Consider the following 14407-nt stretch of genomic DNA (forward strand, 5'->3'; position numbering starts at 1 on the left):
CGCAGTGAGTCCTGGCCGGGCCGGACGGCCGCGGTCAGGAGACACTGCGCATGGATCTGGACTATTCCCCTGCCGACGACGCGTTCCGCGTTGACGTCCGCGCCTGGCTCGAGGCCCACCTGCCTCATGCTCTGCGCGCCAAGGTACTCGATCACAAACGACTCGACCGCGAGGATTTCGCGAGCTGGCACCGGATTCTCGGCCAGCGCGGCTGGTCCGCGCCCGCGTGGCCGGTCGAATATGGCGGCCCGGGCTGGAACGCGACGCAGCGACACATCTGGGACGAGGAATGCGCGCGGATCGGTGCGCCGACCGTGCTGCCGTTCGGGGTGTCGATGGTCGCGCCGGTTTTGATGAAATACGGCAGCGAAGCGCAGAAGCGCCACTATCTGCCGCGTATTCTCGACGGCTCGGACTGGTGGTGTCAGGGTTACTCGGAGCCGGGTTCCGGGTCCGATTTGGCGTCGCTGCGCACGCGCGCCGAGCGCCACGGCGATCACTACGTCGTCAACGGCCAGAAGACCTGGACCACGCTCGGCCAGTACGCCGACATGATGTTCTGCCTCGTGCGCACCGATCCGGCCGCGAAGAAGCAGGAGGGTATCTCGTTCCTGCTGATCGACATGAAGACGCCCGGCATCACGGTGCGTCCGATCGTGATGCTCGACGAAGACCACGAGGTCAACGAGGTGTTCTTCGAGGACGTGAAGGTGCCGGTCGAGAACCTCGTCGGCGACGAGAACCGCGGCTGGACCTACGCGAAATACCTGCTGGGCCACGAGCGCACCGGCATCGCGCGCGTCGGTGCGTCGAAGCGGGAGCTCGCGTTCCTGAAGCGTGTCGCATCGAACCAGCGCAAGAACGGCAAGCCGCTGCTCGCCGATCCCGTGTTCGCCGCGAAGGTCGCGGCGCTCGAAGTCGAGCTGATGGCACTCGAGGTGACGGTGCTGCGCGTCGTCAGCCGCGAGACGAGCGGCAAGGGGCCCGGCCCCGAAGCATCGATGCTGAAGATCAAGGGCACCGAGGTGCAGCAGGCGCTCACCGAGCTGATGGTCGAGGCGATCGGTCCGCTGGCCGCACCGTTCGACGTGCCGTTCCTCGATGGCGAGCGCGAGCACAGCATCGCGGGCGACGACGATGCGGCGCCGCTCGCCGCGTACTACTTCAATTACCGGAAGACGTCGATCTACGGCGGTTCGAACGAGATCCAGAAGAACATCATCGCGCAGATGATTCTGGGGCTGTGATCAGGGAACGGAGACAACCATGGATTTCAGCTTTACCGATGAGCAGCAGCAGTTCGCCGACGCGCTGCGCCGGTATCTCGGCGAGCAATACGGTTTCGAAGCGCGCCAGGCGATCGTGCGCAGCGATGCCGGCGTATCGGACGCGCAATGGAGCGCATTCACCGAACTCGGGTTGACCGCGTTGCCCGTGCCGGACGCGCAGGGCGGCTTCGGCGGCGGCCCGGTCGACATGCTGGTCGTGATGCAGGAGCTCGGCCGCGCACTCGTGATCGAGCCGTACTGGGCCACGGCAGTCGGCGTCGAGGCGTTGCGGATCGCCGGCTCCGGCGCAGGCGAAGATGCCGCGTTGCTGGAGGCGGTCGCGCAGGGGCACAAGCGCGTGGCGGTTGCGTTCCACGAACCGCGAGCGCGCTACGACCTGTACGCACTCGACACGCATGCGCGCGAGCAGGGCGGCACGTACCGGCTGACCGGCGCGAAGTCGGTGGTTCAGCACGGCGCCCAGGCGCATGCGTGGATCGTGCCTGCGCGGGTCGACGGCGGCGGCATCGGCCTCTTTGTCGTCGAACACGATGCAGCGAACGCGAAGGTGGTCGACTACCGGACCATCGATGGCCAGCGTGCCGCGACGATCTCCTTCGATGACACGCCGGCCCGATTGCTGACGGGTGGCGCGCGCGACGCGGCGGCACTCGAGCAGATTGCCGATTACGCGACTTTCCTGCTGTGCGCGGAAGCGGTCGGCGCGCTCGACGAACTCAATCGCGCGACGGTCGAATACACGAAGACGCGCGAGCAGTTCGGCGTGCCGATCGCGCGTTTTCAGGCGCTGCAGCACCGAATGGTCGACATGCTGATCCATGCCGAGCAGGCGCGTTCGCTGACCTATCTCGCGGCGGTGCGCTACGCGAACGGCGACGCCGATGCGCGGCGCAAGGCCGTGTCGGCCGCGAAGGCGCGGGTCGGGTCGGCCGCACGCTTCGTCGGCCAGCAGGCGGTCCAGCTGCACGGCGGCATGGGCGTGACCAACGAGGTAGCCGCCGCGCACCTGTTCAAACGGCTGTCGATCATCGAGACGACACTCGGCGATACCGATCATCACCTCGCCCGCATCGCGGCGCTGCCCGATTTCGCGCAGACCGACGTAGCATGATGGCGACGCGCGAGCGCGCGAGACAAGGAGACTTATCAGTGGGCATCAGTTACGAAGATCTGGTGGTCGGCAGTACCACCGAAGTGGGCCGCTATACGTTCGAGCCTGACGACATCAAGGCGTTCGCGAAGCGCTACGATCCGCAGCCGTTCCATCTCGACGAGGAAGCGGGGAAGGCGTCGCATTTCGGCGGCCTCGTCGCGAGCGGTTGGCATACGTGCTCGGTGTTCATGAGCCTGCTGATCCAGAAGCTCGGACCGGATTCGACCAGCATGGGCTCGCCCGGCATCGATTCGATCCGCTGGCTGAAGCCGGTGCGCGCCGGCGACACGATCACGATGTACCAGAAGGTGCACGACAAGCGCGTGTCGGAGAGCAAGCCCGATCGCGGCATCGTATCGACGGAATGGGTTGGCGTGAACGAAGCCGGCGAGACGGTGATCACCGTGCACACCAAGGTGATTTTCGGGCTGCGCCATCCGGGAGGCGCGAAGATATGACCGACGTGACCTTGCCGCTGATCGCATCGGCGCAGGCGCTGCAGGCGCGGGTCGGCGCGGAGCCGCTCGCGAGCGGCTGGATCGAGATCGACCAGCCGCGCGTCGACGGTTTCGCCGACGCGACCGGCGACCATCAATGGATTCACGTCGACCCCGAGCGCGCGCGGCGCGAGTCGCCGTTCGGCGGACCGATCGCGCACGGGTTCCTGACGCTGTCGCTGATTCCCGCGTTGATGACCGACGCGATGCGCTTCGAGCAGAAGATGGGCGTGAACTACGGGCTGAACCGCGTGCGGTTTTTGAAGCCGGTGCCGGTCGGTGCGCGCGTGCGTGCGCTGTTCGCGGTGAAGGAAACCGCCGACGCTGCGCGTGGCGGCATTCAGGTGACGTGGTCCGTATCGGTGCAGGTCGAGCGCCCCGACGCGCCGCTGCCGGTGTGCGCGGCGGAGTTCATCACGCTGCATTACTTCTGAGGCACGGAGCGGCATGCACGGATGCCGCTCCGCCCGCCGCGTGCGGGTCAGTGCTTCGCGTATTGCGTCGCGCCGAACAGCACCTCGCGTGCCTTGTCGTCCTGCAGCGGCTTGCGCATCGACGCGAGCACCTCGACGCCGCGCTGCACGGCCGGTCGCGCGGCGATCGCCTCGTGCCAGCGCTTCACGTTCGGCAAGGCGTCGAGCACGATGCCCTGGTTCTGCCACGAACGTGTCCACGGGAACGTCGCAATGTCCGCGATCGTGTACGTGTCGCCCGCGAGATACTCGGATTCGCCGAGGCGCTTTTCCATCACGTTGTACAGGCGCTTCGCTTCGTTCGTGTAGCGGTTGACCGCATACTCGATCTTCTCCGGCGCATACAGGCGGAAGTGGTGCGCCTGCCCGAGCATCGGGCCGACACCGCCCATCTGGAACATCAGCCACTCGAGCGTCGCATAGCGTGCGGCCGGATCGGTCGGCAGGAACTTGCCGGTCTTCTCCGCGAGGTAGATCAGGATCGCGCCCGATTCGAACAGCGAGATCGGTTGGCCGCCGGGGCCGTCCGGATCGACGATCGCCGGGATCTTGTTGTTCGGGCTGATCTTCAGGAACGCGGGCTCGAACTGGTCGCCCGCGCCGATATCGATCGGATGGGCACGATATGCGAGGCCCGTTTCCTCGAGCATGATGTGCACCTTGTGGCCATTCGGGGTCGCCCAGCTATAGACGTCGATCATCGTCAACTCCTGTGAGGCTTGCGCGAAAACGGCGCCGGCGGCGCCGCGACAGGCGGTCATTAGAGCATGGATCGACACGGGCTGCTGGCGACGCAAACGCGCGTGCCGACGGGCAGGCAAGGCCGGGCGGGAGATCGCCGTCGGCATTGCGTGCGACGGCGACATGCCGCATCGGAGGGACGCGGCGGCGTGGCGTCGGTTCGAAGGCCGACGCGGCGGATCAGCGCTTGTAGCGCGGCGGGCGCTTCTCGAGAAAGGCGGTGATGCCTTCGAGCCCGTCCGCATGATGCAGCGACGCGACGAAATGATCGCGCTCGGTGCCGAGGTGCGCGTCCAGCGGTTGCGCGGTCGCGTCGTCGAGCAACGACTTGATGCGCGTGAGCGCATTCGGCGAGATGCCGGCGAGCGTGTCGGCCCATGCCAGTGCGTCGCTCAGCGCCGTGCCGGGCGTGGCGAGCCGGTTGACGACGCCGAGCGCATGCAGGCGTTCGGCGGCAACCGGCTTGCCTTCGAACAGGATCTCGGCCGCGATCGCGCGCGGCAACGCACGGGCGAGAAACCACGAGCCGCCGCCGTCGGGCGTCAGGCCGACGCGCGCATACGACATCACGAATTTCGCATCATGTGCGGCGACGATCAGGTCGCACGCGAGCGCGAGCGAGAAGCCCGCGCCGGCCGCGGCGCCTTCGACGGCTGCGATCACCGGCTTCGTGGCTGCGCGGATCGCCGTTACCCACGCCGCGAGCTGATCGATGCTGTCGGCCTGAAAGGACGGCTCCTTCGAGCGATTCTCGAGCAGCCGGTTCAGGTTGCCGCCTGCGCAGAAGAAGCGGTCGGCACCTGTCAGCACGACGGCGCGAATCGCCGGATCGCGCTCGGCGGTGGCGAGCGCTTCGATGCCGGCCGCGTACATGTCGGGATGCAGCGCGTTGCGCGCGCCGGGATTGGACAGTGTGAGGACGAGCGTCGATTCGCTCTCGGGCGGACGCGAGGCCAGCAGTTCAGCACTCATGGGAGCGTGTCTCCATCGGATGGCGCGGCTGTGACGCCGCGTGTGTCGCGTGGACAGGCGGAGCTGTCGCCGCAGCGGCGGTAATGTTGTCGTGACGAACGCAAAACTTGCTTTAGACTAGCACGAACGTGCTTTTCAGCGCGATGAATCCCGATGCGGCCAGAGTCGAGGCGGCCGCGCTTCAGCCAGGAAGGAGACTCCGATGCTACAGCTGTGCGGTATCCCGTTGTCCAACTACTACAACAAGGTGAAGTTCGTCCTGCTCGAGCACGACATTCCGTTCGAGGAGTCGGTGTGCGGTTTGCCGATCAGCGATCCGGCGCAGCTTGCCGATTCGCCGCTCGGCAAGATTCCGTTCCTGAAGACCGAAGAGGGCGCGCTGTTCGAGTCGCAGGTGATCGTCGAATACCTGGCGGCGCGCTATCCCGAAAAAGGTATTTTGCCCACAAGCCCGTTCGCGGCCGCGAAGGTGCGCGAACTGGTCGAGACGCTCGAGCTGTATCTCGAATGGATGGCGCGCGAGGTCTATACGGAAGCGTTTTTCGGCGGCAAGGTCAGCGACGGGATGAAGGCGCACGTCGAGAAGCGTCTGCCGCGCGCGATCGATGCCTTCAAGCAGATGACGCGGTTTTCGCCGTATGTGCTCGGCGAATCGTTCGGCCTCGCGGACATGGCGGCGTGGGTCCATCTGCCGGTCATCGGCATGGCGACGAAGGCCATATTCGGCCGCGACTTCCTGCTCGATGCAGGCATCGACTGGAAGGCGCACGCGAAGACGGTGGGTGAGCGCCCGGCCGCGCAACGCGTGGCAGCCGAGCGCAAGGCGTATATCGAAGCGGCGAACGTCGTGCGTTCGTAAGCGTTTCTGACGGGCGGCGTGCGGCCGCCCGTGGCGGTCTTACAGGCGGGCGAGCCGTTCGAGCGCGGAGGCGAGCGTGCTTTCCTGCTTCGCGAAGCAGAAGCGGACGACGCCCGATTCGTGCGGCTCGTGATAGAACGCCGACACCGGAATGGCGGCCACGCCGATCTCCGACGTGAGCCACTTCGAAAATTCCGCTTCGGGCAGGTCGCTGATCGCCGAGTAGTCGACGCACTGAAAGTACGTGCCCGTGCACGGCAGCAGCTTGAAGCGCGTGCGTTCGAGGCCGGCCCGGAAGAAATCGCGCTTGTGCTGATAGAAGCCCGCGAGCGACAGGTACGGCGCCGGGTCGCGCAGGTAGTCGGCGAGCCCGATCTGCATCGGCGTGTTTACCGTGAACACGTTGAACTGGTGGACCTTGCGGAATTCCGCGGTCAGCGCGGCAGGCGCCGCGACGTAACCGACCTTCCAGCCCGTCACGTGATAGGTCTTGCCGAAGCTCGACACGATGAAGCTGCGCGCGGCGAGTTCCGGGTAGCGCGCGACGCTCTCGTGGCGCGCGCCGTCGTAGACCATGTGCTCGTACACCTCGTCGGACAGGATCAGCACGTTGGTGCCGCGCACGATGTCCTCGAGCTTGCGCATGTCGGCCTCGCGCCACACGGTGCCCGTCGGGTTGTGCGGCGTGTTGATCAGTATCATCCGCGTTTTCGGCGTGATCGCGGCCGCGAGGCGGTCGAACGGGATCGCATAGTCGGGCGCCTCCAGCGTGACGAACACCGGCTTGCCGCCCGCGAGCTCGATCGACGGCAGGTAGCTGTCGTAGGTCGGCTCGACGACGATTACTTCGTCGCCCGGATGCACCGCGCACAGGATCGCCGTCAGCAGCGCCTGCGTCGCGCCGGCCGTCACGGTGATTTCGCTGGCCGGATCGTAGCGCCGGCCGTACACCTGCGCGATCTTGTCGGCGATCGCGTCGCGCAGCGGCGCGACGCCGGCCATCGGCGGATACTGGTTGTGCCCGTTGCGCATCGCGGCCGAGACCGCATCGACGATGCGCGGATCGCAATCGAAATCCGGGAAACCCTGGCCGAGGTTCACCGCCCCTTTTTCGGCGGCAAGCGCGCTCATGACCGTGAAGATCGTCGTGCCGACGTTCGGCAGGCGCGAGGGGAAAACGGGCGTCGTTGGCATATCTGAAGGAGCGTTCATCGATACGGTCGAAATCGGGTGGGGCCGTGTGCGTCAGGCTGGCGTGGTCGGGGCGGCCGGCGTCGCGTCGAGCGCGCAGGCCTCGGTAAAGGGAGCGGGCTGCGCGATCCGGAAACCGAAGTCGCGTGCGGTGCGTTTCGCGAGCTTCAGCAGCGCGCGGTCCTTCGACACGAGCCAGTCGGCCTGCGCGGCGCGGGCAAGCTCGAGAAATTTCTGGTCGTCGCGGTCCTTGCACTTCGGCAGCGGCGGCGCGCCGGCGTCGACGGGCGGCGGTTCGACGAGGTTCGCGAGACGGGCGACGGTCGCGAGCGCGGCCGCCTTGTCGATCGCGCGCGACTGGAACTGCGGATAGTCGAGCACGTATTCGAGCTCGGTCAGGCAGCGGCCGTCGATCACGGCGGCCAGCGTGCCGCATTCCAGCGCGGCGCGGATCGGGCGCGTAGCGGGGTCGTCGAATACGAGGATGTCGATCCAGACGTTCGAGTCGAGCACGACGCGGTGCGCGGCATGCGGGGCGAGAGAGCGGCTCATTCGTTACAATCGGTGGTTTTCGTCTGACCGCAAGGCACGGCGTGCCAGCGAGCCTCTATGATAATCGTTCTCTCTCCCGCCAAATCCCTCGACTACGATACGCCCGCGCACGTCCCGTCTTACACGTTGCCTGCATTCGTCGACGACGCGTCGGAACTGATCCACGGCCTGCGCAAGCTGTCGCCGCAGGACATCGCGACGCTGATGGATATCTCCGATCCGCTCGCGCGCCTGAATTTCCAGCGCTACGCCGACTGGTCGCCGACCTTCACGCCGGCCAACGCGAAGCAGGCCGTGCTGGCGTTCAACGGTGACGTTTACGAGGGTTTCGACGCAAAATCGCTGTCGTCCACCGATCTCGACTATGCGCAGCAGCACGTGCGCGTGCTGTCGGGCCTGTACGGGCTGCTGCGTCCGCTCGACCTGCTGCAGCCGTACCGGCTCGAGATGGGTACGCGGTTCGCGAACGCACGCGGCAAGGATCTGTATGCGTTCTGGGGCGACCGCATCACGCGGGCGCTGAACGAGCAGTTGGAGACGCGCAGCGGCGCCGCACGCGTGCTGGTCAACTGCGCGTCGACCGAATACTTCAAGTCGGTCAAGCCGAAGCTGCTGGCCGCACCGGTCATCACGCCGGTATTCGAGGACTGGAAGGGCGGCCGCTACAAGATCATCAGCTTCCATGCGAAACGCGCGCGCGGCCTGATGGCGCGTTTTGTCGTCGAGAACCGTATCACCGACCCGAAGGCGCTGAAGGCATTCGCGACCGAAGGCTATGCGTTCGATGCGGCGGCGTCGAACGATTCGACTTACGTATATCGCCGGCGCATCGGCGAGTGACCTTGCCGGCCGTTCACGAGACGGCCGGCGCCTGCATGAGGCCGGACAGGCGGTACACCGCGTGCTTCGGTCAACCGCTTTGCATGGGGCCGGCGTAAGCGCTAAAGCGCTAACGCCGGTCGATAACGGAGAGAGACAGATGACCCTTTCGATCACCAGTAATTTCGACGCGGGCGCCATCGACGTCGTGTCGTGCGAGCGTCCCGACGCGATCCGGCTGCGCGTGCGTGGCGACAATCGGTCGGAGTTCGCGCAATGGTTTTACTACCGCTTGACGGGCGCGCGCGGCGAGCGGTGCGTGATGACGTTCGAGAACGCAGCCGAATGCGCATACCCGTCGGGCTGGCGCAACTATCACGCGGTGGCAAGCTACGACCGGGTCGACTGGTTCCGCGTGCCGACGACGTTCGACGGCAAGACGATGACCATCGACCATACGCCCGAGTTCGACAGCATCTACTACGCGTATTTCGAACCGTACTCGGAAGAGCGTCACGCGGCGTTTCTCGGCGCGGTCCAGCAGTTGCCGCAGGCGAGCGTCGTCGAGCTCGGCCGCACGGTCGAAGGCCGTCCGATGTCGCTGCTGACGCTCGGCACGCCGGAAACCGACGATGCGCCGAAGAAGAAGGTATGGATCATCGCGCGCCAGCATCCGGGCGAGTCGATGGCCGAGTGGTTCGTCGAAGGCCTGGTCAAGCGGCTGGCCGGATGGGGCGACTGGGCCGGCGATCCGGTGGCGCGCAAGCTCTACGATCGCGTGACGTTCTACATCGTCCCGAACATGAATCCGGACGGCAGCGTGCACGGCAACCTGCGCACCAATGCGGCCGGCGCGAACCTGAACCGCGAGTGGATGGCGCCCGATGCCGAGCGCAGCCCCGAAGTGCTGGCCGTGCGCGATGCGATCCACGCGATCGGCTGCGACATGTTCTTCGACATTCACGGCGACGAGGATCTGCCGTATGTGTTCGTCGCCGGCTCGGAGATGCTGCCGAGCTTTACCGAGCAGCAGGGCAAGGAGCAGGCCGCGTTCATCGACGCGTTCAAGGTCGCCAGCCCCGACTTTCAGACCGAGCATGGCTACGCTGCGAGCAAGTACAAGGAAGATGCGCTGAAGCTCGCGTCGAAGTACATCGGCCATCAGTTCGGCTGCCTGTCGTTGACGCTCGAAATGCCGTTCAAGGACAACGCGAACCTGCCCGACGAGCGCGTCGGCTGGAACGGCGAGCGCAGCGCGGCGCTCGGCGCGGCGATGCTGGCCGCGATCCTGGTGCACGTCGACACGTTCGCGTAGGCGCAGCCGTTCGTCGTCGCATGAAAAAAGCCGGCGCATCTCGTGATGCGCCGGCTTTTTTGCCGCTGTCGTTGCCGCTCCGTCGTATCAGGACTTCTTCGCGGTTTTTTTCTTCACGGCCTTCTTCTGGCCGCTGGATTTCTTCGTCGCGACGGCCTTCTTGCTGCCGGCGCGGCTCGATGCCTTCGCCTTGGCTTTGCCGCGGTGCGACTTGCCCTTGAACTTCTTCGTCGAAGACGACGAGCGTTCGACGCGCGGCTTCAGCGGCGGGACCGGGTCGTTCCAGCTGAACGCGAGCATTTGCTGGCCGACATAGCCGCAACGGAATTTCAGCGGCGTCGGATCGCTGCCGTTGCTGTGGATGCCGAGCCCGTCGACGGTGACGATGTTGTCGACCTTCACGCGCTGCTTGCCCTGGTCGAACGAGTCGTTCCACGGCGTGATGGTCGCGTTGCCGCTGTCGAATGCGTTCGGCGCGAACTCGACGCGGTCGAACGCCGTCGACGTACTGGCGATGAAGCTGCCGTGCGCCGCACAATCGGCGGCGAGCGGATCGGCATGCATCTCGTTGACGAATTTGTTGATCAGTTCGGAGCGCTGGTCGAGCAGGTCGGCGAATACCGGAGCGGGAAGCGCAAGCGACAGGCCCGCGATACAGGCTGCCAGCTTGCCGAGCGCCCGGAAAATCCGGAGCGAGGCAGGTGAGCTGTCCATCTGGTTATTGGTGAGGAGCGAAGGAGGCATCGGGCACGTATAGATGCCCGATGAAGAACAGGAGTTCAATCTTAGCGTAAAAAAGTTGTGCGGCAGTAGGTGGCGTATTCGGCGCGCGTCGTGGACGGTGCCGCCGGCACATGTGCGCGCCGAGCTGGTCCGGAGGGAAAAGTCAGGCGCGCGGGCCGCCGAGGCGGTAGCGCCGGACGTCGAAGGTCGTGACCCACGCGGGGCGATAGACGGCGATGAGTGCCGTCGCCATGCCGGTGAACCACGCTTCGCCGAGCGCGAGCAGCGCGGTGTTCAGCAGATAGCCGGCCGGAATCACGACGGGCACGCCGTCGGCGAGCGCGAGCTGGACACCGGCCGCCGCAGCGGCGACCGCGACGATCGCGATGGCCGGCGACAGGAAGCCCTGCCCGGTGATGAACGATGCGAGGTTGTGAGGCAGCCACGCGAGCGCGGCGCGTTGCAGCAACGCCGACACGGCGACAGGCAGCGCACCGTAGATCAGATAGGTCAGGCCGATGCCTTGCCACGGCGCGTCGAAGATGACCGCGGCAATCGCCGTGACGGCGCCCATCGCAACCAGGGCGAGCGTCCAGTCGAACAGCGTGACGAGCAGCGTTGCGCCAAGCAGATGCATGACGATGCCGTCTTCGAGCCATGCGTTCGAAGCCCACAGGACCGTGATCGCAGTGACGAGTGCGAGCCACACGTGCTGAAGCGTGGCGTCTTGCAGGCGTACGAACGGGCGATTCCAGATCGCGAGCGCGAGCAGGGCCACGGCGGCGATCCAGCCACCGATGCCAACCCAGAGCGGAAGCGGTGTGAAAAGAAAACCCATGCGTCCATATTACTCGTTGAGCATCAAAGGTGGGAACCGGCGCATGCGCGACCGTCGCAATATCGAGACTGTTTGCCTAGCGTCCGCGCCGGAACCGTGCCGGTGGCTCGGCGGCGAGCGGCAGATCGTGCGTGCCGGCATTCGCGGTAGGCAACGGGTACGGACGGTCATGCCGTTGTGTTCGCAGCGGAACCGGGCCGTGTTCGCCGATGGCCGGCTTGCGGGCGCGGTTGCGGTTCGCCAGCAGCACCTCGAGATGGGGCGACAGCCAGCCGTTGTAGATCGCGACCGCGGCGGCGCGGTTTGCGGCGCCAAGCTGCTGGAAGATGCTCGCGAGGTGGATCTTCACGGTGCCTTCGCTGATGCCGAGCGTACGCGCGATCATCTTGTTCGTGCTGCCCATGTGGACGAACCGCATGATCTGCGCTTGTCGCGGCGACAGGAGGCCGCTCGGCGGGCGGCGGGGCAGCGAGCCGGCGAGCGTCTGGAAATGGGCATCGTGGCGCGCCGTCGCCGTGGACGGCAGCAGGCTGAGGGCGATCGGCGGAATGTAGTGCCCGCCCAGCAGGACGATCTCGAGCGCGCGCACGATGAGGTGCGGCCGCGTGGAATGCGGGATCACGCCCGCGACGCCGTAGTTGAAGAAACGCTGGATGGCTTCGGGCGAGATCTCGTCGACCAGGACGGCGACCGGTGTCGGCGAGCACGCGTTGCCGAGCGCCTGAAGCTCGCTGAGCCGGCCCACGTCGAGCCAGTCGATCGCGAGGAGGTCGAAACGCTGGGTGCGCAGCAGCCGGCGCGCCTGGAAACCGTCAGGCGCATCGTTGATGCTGGCGTGCCGGTCGATCTGCCGCAACAGGGCCTTCAGTCCGTCACGCCGTTCGGCGTCTGAGTTAAGCACCAAGAATCGCATATTCAATCTCCATGAGGTGAGTCATTGACTGCTGTCGGGGGGATATAAGCTGGCCCCGATAATGACAAAGACCTTACGCGATGTCTGCTTGGCTGAAAGGCTTAGGAAAAGTTCGAAATTTTGGGCGACAGAACATCGGACAAGAAAAAAAGCCGCTTCGGCGGGCACCGGAAGCGGCTTTTGGCGGGGCAGGCTGCAGGGCCTGCGGGGGCGAGTCAGTGGAAATGCGGCTGCGCGGGCGACGCGTCTTCCGGCATTTCCGCATGGACGATTTCGCCGAGCGGATCGGCGTACAGCGGCACACCGCAGTCGTCGCAGTATTCGGGTTCGAAGCGGCCCGCGTGTCGGCGGACGTCGGTTACGCCGCATTCCTTCAGCAGGCTTACGATTTCCTCGAGCGGCCCTTCGATCGGCGCTTCGCCTTCGAGCGTCGCGCTGTCGATCGAAACGTCGCCGTTTTCACGGCCGTAGAGCGGCCACACGACGCCGTAGATCACATCGTTGCTGGCACGCCGCGTGAAGCCGACCCGATACTCGTCGATACGGCGTTCGCCGAAGCCGGCGACCACCGCGCGCAACTCCTGCGGCGCTGCACCAAGTGTGTCGAATAGATAACGAATGGCCGTTCGGACGGTGTGTGGACGCACGCGTTCGTCCGCATCGCGACAGGCCGAGTAGTACGCGTCCGGAAGCAGGCATTCGAACTCGCAGCCGGGCAGCGCGATCGACAGGTTCGGGCCGCCTTGTGCCGTCCACTGTTCGAGGCACTGGCCGCGCTCGATACGGCTGCCGTTTTCTTCTTCCTGCCAACGGAACAGCGCCGCGCCGGTCGGCGCGGCGACGACCGCCAGCAGGAAGCGCGGATCGGCCAGGATCGGCGAGGTTTCCGGCAGGTCGCCGAAGCTCAGCTTCGGGGTGTGCTGACCGATCGCCGCATGCGCGAGCTGCTGGGCCAGCCGGTAGGTTTCCACGTGGTGCCGCGGCAGTTGGTCGATGCTGTAGAGGAAGGGAGCAAGCCCGACGAGGGTGCCGTTTGCGAGCACGTGCGCCTGCAGGTGCGTGCGCAGCGCGTCGGTAACGTCGCCCTTCAGTGGGCCCGACGGAATCATGTAGCGCGTCCAGGCGAGCACCGGGACGGCGACCAGCAGCGCATCATACGGTTGGCCGTCGTGGTCGATCACCATCGACTCGCTGTGTGTCTCGGCCATGTCGGCGAGCGCGCCGTAGGCGTCGGGATGATTCTGCTGAAGATGGTCGAGCGCGGCGTCGAGCGTGGTCTGATTGCCGTTGCGGACGATCTTGGCGAGCAGCGCGTCGAGCTTCGCTTCCCAGAAGCGATCCTCGATGCGGCTGCCCGACGCGAAGAGCGCAAGCGACAGACCGACCAGTTTGTCGGCATCGGGGGGGAGGCGTTTGGCGATTCGCTGGCGCATATTAAAGACGTATATAGAAAGAGGCGAAGAACCTCACATTCTAGTCCGTTCTTTGCACCATAAGCGGCCTCGTGCCCAGGCATGGCCGGACGGCCGAATTGCGGCGCTCGTAAAAAAGTTGCTTCAAGCCCCTTGCGCGATCGCCGTGAGCTGCTTAGAATCACGCCTCTTTCGCGCTAACGGAAACGCGGCGCGGAGGGAAGGGAAGCAGTGCCGTTGGAGTTCGGAAGGTAGCGAGCCTCGGCGGTACGGAAGTTGAGCCCCGCAGTCGCAACGAAGTCGTTCAGAAAGTTGTTGACGAGCTGCGAAACAGGGTTCATAATCTCGCTTCTCTGCTGCTGAAAACGCAGCGCTGCTGAGGGGTTCAAGATCCCTCGCAGACATGCTCTTTAAAAATTAACAGCCGATAAGTGTGGGCGCTTGATGGCAGCGAGCTGATCCTCGGATCAGATAGCAAAAGTATCAAGAGTCTCACACTAAAGTAAGTCAGGTTTATGAAGTGATTCATATTCCTGTCAGCTTTGAGTGAGCGACCGGTTCGAAAGAACCGAAAACAGTAACAGGTTTGAACTGAAGAGTTTGATCCTGGCTCAGATTGAACGCTGGCGGCATGCCTTACACATGCAAGTCGAACGGCAG

Annotated in this window: 15 protein-coding genes and 1 rRNA gene; 8 read left to right on the forward strand and 8 right to left on the reverse strand. The window is 65.3% G+C overall.

Going from position 1 to position 14407, the window contains the following annotated elements; genetic code table 11:
• Nucleotides 1–50: 50 nt before the first annotated feature.
• Genes DFS13_RS14850 through DFS13_RS14865 form a run of 4 tightly spaced genes read left to right on the forward strand, consistent with a single transcriptional unit; the run spans nt 51 to nt 3373 of the window.
• Nucleotides 51–1247, forward strand: coding sequence for an acyl-CoA dehydrogenase family protein (locus DFS13_RS14850; RefSeq protein ID WP_006484866.1), 1197 nt, complete (start codon nt 51–53; stop codon nt 1245–1247).
• A 19-nt stretch (nt 1248–1266) separates the two neighbouring features.
• On the forward strand, nt 1267–2400 hold the full coding sequence (locus DFS13_RS14855; protein WP_048984886.1) for an acyl-CoA dehydrogenase family protein: 1134 nt from the start codon (nt 1267–1269) through the stop codon (nt 2398–2400).
• A 38-nt stretch (nt 2401–2438) separates the two neighbouring features.
• On the forward strand, nt 2439–2900 hold the full coding sequence (locus tag DFS13_RS14860; RefSeq protein ID WP_006484884.1) for a MaoC family dehydratase: 462 nt from the start codon (nt 2439–2441) through the stop codon (nt 2898–2900).
• A complete protein-coding gene (locus DFS13_RS14865; protein WP_006496999.1) occupies nt 2897–3373 on the forward strand; it encodes a MaoC family dehydratase in 477 nt (158 codons plus the stop codon). The genes DFS13_RS14860 and DFS13_RS14865 overlap by 4 nt, the downstream gene beginning before the upstream one ends.
• A 47-nt stretch (nt 3374–3420) precedes the next feature.
• On the opposite strand, the gene DFS13_RS14870 is transcribed toward DFS13_RS14865, so the two are convergent.
• Together DFS13_RS14870 and DFS13_RS14875 are read right to left on the reverse strand one after the other, a co-directional pair.
• Nucleotides 3421–4113: a glutathione binding-like protein gene (locus DFS13_RS14870; RefSeq protein ID WP_006484871.1), complete on the reverse strand. Its 693-nt coding sequence runs from the start codon at nt 4111–4113 to the stop codon at nt 3421–3423.
• Nucleotides 4114–4333: 220 nt separating this feature from the next.
• Complete coding sequence (locus tag DFS13_RS14875) at nt 4334–5125, reverse strand: oxepin-CoA hydrolase, alternative type (protein WP_006484890.1); 792 nt, start codon at nt 5123–5125, stop codon at nt 4334–4336.
• 202 nt (nt 5126–5327) lie between these two features.
• Here DFS13_RS14875 and DFS13_RS14880 point away from each other — a divergent pair, with 202 nt between their 5' ends.
• Complete coding sequence (locus DFS13_RS14880) at nt 5328–5984, forward strand: glutathione S-transferase (RefSeq protein WP_006484897.1); 657 nt, start codon at nt 5328–5330, stop codon at nt 5982–5984.
• Nucleotides 5985–6023: 39 nt separating this feature from the next.
• On the opposite strand, the gene DFS13_RS14885 is transcribed toward DFS13_RS14880, so the two are convergent.
• Both DFS13_RS14885 and DFS13_RS14890 read right to left on the reverse strand, forming a co-directional pair.
• Nucleotides 6024–7196 (reverse strand): pyridoxal phosphate-dependent aminotransferase, encoded by a 1173-nt coding sequence (locus DFS13_RS14885; RefSeq protein ID WP_020979891.1) that lies wholly within the window; start codon nt 7194–7196, stop codon nt 6024–6026.
• Nucleotides 7197–7229: 33 nt separating this feature from the next.
• A complete protein-coding gene (locus DFS13_RS14890; RefSeq protein WP_006484880.1) occupies nt 7230–7727 on the reverse strand; it encodes a putative toxin-antitoxin system toxin component, PIN family in 498 nt (165 codons plus the stop codon).
• A gap of 57 nt (nt 7728–7784) precedes the next feature.
• Here DFS13_RS14890 and yaaA point away from each other — a divergent pair, with 57 nt between their 5' ends.
• Nucleotides 7785–8567: a peroxide stress protein YaaA gene (yaaA, locus tag DFS13_RS14895; RefSeq protein WP_006484893.1), complete on the forward strand. Its 783-nt coding sequence runs from the start codon at nt 7785–7787 to the stop codon at nt 8565–8567.
• A gap of 139 nt (nt 8568–8706) precedes the next feature.
• A complete protein-coding gene (locus DFS13_RS14900; protein ID WP_006484873.1) occupies nt 8707–9861 on the forward strand; it encodes a M14-type cytosolic carboxypeptidase in 1155 nt (384 codons plus the stop codon).
• A gap of 87 nt (nt 9862–9948) precedes the next feature.
• Here the strand turns inward: DFS13_RS14900 and DFS13_RS14905 are convergent, their stop codons facing one another.
• The 4 genes from DFS13_RS14905 to DFS13_RS14920 form a co-directional block, all read right to left on the reverse strand.
• Complete coding sequence (locus DFS13_RS14905; protein ID WP_111441850.1) at nt 9949–10605, reverse strand: BspC domain-containing protein; 657 nt, start codon at nt 10603–10605, stop codon at nt 9949–9951.
• Nucleotides 10606–10747: 142 nt separating this feature from the next.
• Entirely contained in the window at nt 10748–11422 is a 675-nt protein-coding gene (locus DFS13_RS14910) for an energy-coupling factor ABC transporter permease (RefSeq protein ID WP_006484865.1), read from the reverse strand.
• Between the two features lie 76 nt (nt 11423–11498).
• Nucleotides 11499–12335, reverse strand: a complete 837-nt coding sequence (locus DFS13_RS14915; protein ID WP_006496994.1) for a response regulator transcription factor — start codon at nt 12333–12335, stop codon at nt 11499–11501.
• A 215-nt stretch (nt 12336–12550) separates the two neighbouring features.
• Nucleotides 12551–13768, reverse strand: coding sequence for a DUF2863 family protein (locus DFS13_RS14920; RefSeq protein WP_006484868.1), 1218 nt, complete (start codon nt 13766–13768; stop codon nt 12551–12553).
• Nucleotides 13769–14335: 567 nt separating this feature from the next.
• On the opposite strand from DFS13_RS14920, the gene DFS13_RS14930 reads away from it, so the two are divergent.
• Nucleotides 14336–14407, forward strand: a 16S ribosomal RNA gene (locus DFS13_RS14930); the annotation flags it as partial.

It is taken from the genome of Burkholderia sp. 28_3, assembly GCF_003253915.1.
GTDB classification, from domain to species: domain Bacteria; phylum Pseudomonadota; class Gammaproteobacteria; order Burkholderiales; family Burkholderiaceae; genus Burkholderia; species Burkholderia cenocepacia.

Coding starts and splice junctions, on each gene's coding strand:
- DFS13_RS14850 (WP_006484866.1), top strand. CDS start 51: ATGGATCTGGACTATTCCCCTGCCGACGACGCGTTCCGCGTTGACGTC.
- DFS13_RS14855 (WP_048984886.1), top strand. CDS start 1,267: ATGGATTTCAGCTTTACCGATGAGCAGCAGCAGTTCGCCGACGCGCTG.
- DFS13_RS14865 (WP_006496999.1), top strand. CDS start 2,897: ATGACCGACGTGACCTTGCCGCTGATCGCATCGGCGCAGGCGCTGCAG.
- DFS13_RS14870 (WP_006484871.1), bottom strand. CDS start 4,113: ATGATCGACGTCTATAGCTGGGCGACCCCGAATGGCCACAAGGTGCAC.
- DFS13_RS14875 (WP_006484890.1), bottom strand. CDS start 5,125: ATGAGTGCTGAACTGCTGGCCTCGCGTCCGCCCGAGAGCGAATCGACG.
- DFS13_RS14880 (WP_006484897.1), top strand. CDS start 5,328: ATGCTACAGCTGTGCGGTATCCCGTTGTCCAACTACTACAACAAGGTG.
- DFS13_RS14885 (WP_020979891.1), bottom strand. CDS start 7,196: ATGAACGCTCCTTCAGATATGCCAACGACGCCCGTTTTCCCCTCGCGC.
- DFS13_RS14890 (WP_006484880.1), bottom strand. CDS start 7,727: ATGAGCCGCTCTCTCGCCCCGCATGCCGCGCACCGCGTCGTGCTCGAC.
- yaaA (WP_006484893.1), top strand. CDS start 7,785: ATGATAATCGTTCTCTCTCCCGCCAAATCCCTCGACTACGATACGCCC.
- DFS13_RS14900 (WP_006484873.1), top strand. CDS start 8,707: ATGACCCTTTCGATCACCAGTAATTTCGACGCGGGCGCCATCGACGTC.
- DFS13_RS14905 (WP_111441850.1), bottom strand. CDS start 10,605: ATGCCTCCTTCGCTCCTCACCAATAACCAGATGGACAGCTCACCTGCC.
- DFS13_RS14910 (WP_006484865.1), bottom strand. CDS start 11,422: ATGGGTTTTCTTTTCACACCGCTTCCGCTCTGGGTTGGCATCGGTGGC.
- DFS13_RS14915 (WP_006496994.1), bottom strand. CDS start 12,335: ATGCGATTCTTGGTGCTTAACTCAGACGCCGAACGGCGTGACGGACTG.
- DFS13_RS14920 (WP_006484868.1), bottom strand. CDS start 13,768: ATGCGCCAGCGAATCGCCAAACGCCTCCCCCCCGATGCCGACAAACTG.